This window comes from Mesorhizobium sp. M2A.F.Ca.ET.037.01.1.1 (assembly GCF_003998075.1).
Classification (GTDB): Bacteria; Pseudomonadota; Alphaproteobacteria; order Rhizobiales; family Rhizobiaceae; genus Mesorhizobium.
Window position 1 is genome coordinate 1 of the sequence record NZ_RZSA01000964.1, and the last position, 2,438, is coordinate 2,438.

A 2,438-nucleotide genomic window follows, 5' to 3' on the forward strand; every position below is an offset into this window, starting at 1 on the left:
GCCCTGCACCCCCCTGGAATCGCCCTCGGGCCTGACCCTTTGGCTGCGTTCGGCACGCGATTGGCTGCGCCAGGCCCGCGTCGCCGCCACCTTGCCTGGGGAATCCGTCGAAGACCTTTCCGACCGCGACCTGCGCGACGTCGGCAGCCGGCGTCGCGACATCGCAAAGGCATTGGACCGCGAGTTCCGAGAGATCGGACTGCTGGGGACAGGTTGGCAGCGTCGTCGCTAAGGCAGTAAGGGAGTAGGGCAGTAGCGAAAAGAACCGCCTACTGCCCTACTGCCTACCTCACCACCTTCACCACCGTCCTGTCCGACAGCAACGGCAGCAGCCTTGCCATGGTCCGCGCCGTCACCGCCACGCAGCCCTGGGTCGGCGTGAAGCCCGGCCGGGCCAGATGGAAGAAGATCGCGCTGCCGCGCCCGCGCAAGCGCGGCGCGATGTTCCAGTCGAGCACCAGGCAGACATCGTAGAGCCGGTCGTCGCGCTTCATCCGCTCATGGCTCGCGCCATAGGGGATCTTCACCGGACGGTTGTAGTTGCGGTCGTCCGGCACCTCGCACCAGCCGAGATCCGGACCGATCGGCGCCATCGGCAGCCTCGTCCTGCGCCCGCCCGCGAAATGATCGCCCCGGAAATAGCCCGACAGGATGCGCATCGACGCCAGCGGCGTCGCGCCGTCCCCTTCATGCTTGTTGGCGGTGATGCCGCTGCGCCCCAGGGCGCAGGGAAACACCGTTTTGCCGGCTTGCAGGAAACCTTGCGCGGGGTTGCCGGGGCGGGCACGCACCACCAAAACGCGCAAGCCTTTCGGCAAAAATGCGCCCGCCTCATTGCGCGCGCGTTTTTTCTTGTATGATCGGGTCACGGAACAAATCACTGTGATCGGCTGTTGCGCCGGTGAGCTTCCGCATAAATGGGGGGAGGTCAACTGAATATTCTTTTTAAAACAACGGATTGATATCCATGACATCACGCACCATCCTGATCGTCGATGACGACGACGACCTGCGCGCCACCCTGGTCGAGCAGCTGGCGCTCTACGAGGAATTCGACGTCCAGCAGGAATCGACCGCCGCAAAAGGCGTTGCCGCTGCGCGCGGCGGCGTCGTCGACCTTCTCATCATGGATGTCGGCCTGCCCGATATGGACGGCCGCGAGGCGGTGAAGATCCTGCGCAAGGGCGGCTACAAGGCGCCGATCATCATGCTGACCGGCCACGACACCGATTCCGACACGATTCTGGGTCTCGAGGCCGGCGCCAACGATTATGTGACCAAGCCCTTCCGCTTCGCCGTCCTGTTGGCCCGCATCCGCGCCCAGCTTCGCCAGCATGAGCAGAGCGAGGACGCCACCTTCTCGGTCGGACCCTACACGTTCAAGCCCAGCCAGAAGCTCTTGATCGATCCGCGCGGCGCCAAGGTGCGGCTGACCGAGAAGGAAGCCTCGATCATCAAATATCTCTACCGCGCCGACCAGAAGGTGGTAACGCGCGACGTGCTGCTGGAAGAGGTCTGGGGCTACAATTCCGGCGTCACCACGCACACGCTGGAGACCCATGTCTACCGGTTGCGCCAGAAGATCGAGCGCGATCCTTCCAATGCCGAAATTCTTGTGACAGAAAGCGGCGGCTACAAGCTGGTTCCTTAAACATTTCATGATCTAAGCAATTCCAGGAAAAGTACGAAACGGCTGGGCTTGGCGGCTTCGCCGTAGCCTTCCGTCCGGAATTGAGCCAAAAGAGATGAGAGCGGTCGGGCGGGACCGCTTCGGGTAGATCCTGATGCTGGAGGGTGATGGATCGGCTCGTTGCACGCATCGCACGATGCATGGTGGAGCGCTTCTCGCGCGCCCAGGAGGGCGCGCCGCTCCAAAGGAGGGACTGGACTGACCGCTCGGGGACACAGCTAGGATGGCGCTGGATGACGACATCCGCATCCTGTCCGGTGTGAAGCTTTTCCAGGGCTTCACCCAGGAACAGTTGCGCCTGCTCGCCTTCGGCGCCGAGACCACCATGCTGCAGGCCGACCATAAGCTCTACCGCGAGGATGATGTTGCTGATTCTGCCTACATCGTGGTCAGCGGCCTGATCACGCTCTATCGGGAGCTAGGGGGCGAACGCGTCCCGATCGGCACCGCGGGTCCGGGCACTATGCTGAGCGAACTGGCGCTGATAGCCGACACCAACCGGCTGACCAGCGCCTCCGCAGCGGTCGACTCTGAAGTGATCCGATTGAGCCGCAAGATGTTCCACCGAATCCTGGAAGAATATCCGGAGATCGCGGTGCTGTTGCATGAGCGCATCCTGGAGGAATTCCAGCAGATGATCGCCCGCATCGAGGAACTGGCGCCGCGTTTTACGGGGTAGGCGCCGCCGAAAGGCTGGCTGAGATTCAGGTCAGGCCGAGTCGAAAATGGTGGCTTCCGAGAACCGGAG

4 protein-coding genes are annotated in these 2,438 nt (G+C 62.9%); 3 read left to right on the plus strand and 1 reads right to left on the minus strand.

Features of this window, described 5'->3' with window-relative positions; translation table 11 throughout:
• The first annotated feature begins 13 nt into the window (after positions 1-13).
• Positions 14-232 carry a hypothetical protein gene (locus EOA27_RS41670; protein WP_127258186.1) on the plus strand — a complete coding sequence of 73 codons (219 nt, stop codon included), beginning with the start codon at positions 14-16 and terminating at the stop codon, positions 230-232.
• 52 nt (positions 233-284) lie between these two features.
• On the opposite strand, the gene EOA27_RS31980 is transcribed toward EOA27_RS41670, so the two are convergent.
• The gene (locus tag EOA27_RS31980) at positions 285-881 is read right to left on the minus strand and encodes a L,D-transpeptidase (RefSeq protein WP_126083650.1); all 597 of its coding nucleotides are present in this window, start codon (positions 879-881) and stop codon (positions 285-287) included.
• An 86-nt stretch (positions 882-967) separates the two neighbouring features.
• On the opposite strand from EOA27_RS31980, the gene EOA27_RS31985 reads away from it, so the two are divergent.
• A complete protein-coding gene (locus tag EOA27_RS31985) occupies positions 968-1,651 on the plus strand; it encodes a response regulator transcription factor (protein WP_040991447.1) in 684 nt (227 codons plus the stop codon).
• A gap of 262 nt (positions 1,652-1,913) precedes the next feature.
• On the plus strand, positions 1,914-2,369 hold the full coding sequence (locus EOA27_RS31990) for a cyclic nucleotide-binding domain-containing protein (protein WP_126080489.1): 456 nt from the start codon (positions 1,914-1,916) through the stop codon (positions 2,367-2,369).
• The last annotated feature ends 69 nt before the right edge of the window (positions 2,370-2,438 follow it).

What these genes read in the sequence shown, in the direction of transcription:
- EOA27_RS31985 (WP_040991447.1), top strand. Translation starts at nt 968, where the DNA reads ATGACATCACGCACCATCCTGATCGTCGATGACGACGACGACCTGCGC.
- EOA27_RS31990 (WP_126080489.1), top strand. Translation starts at nt 1,914, where the DNA reads ATGGCGCTGGATGACGACATCCGCATCCTGTCCGGTGTGAAGCTTTTC.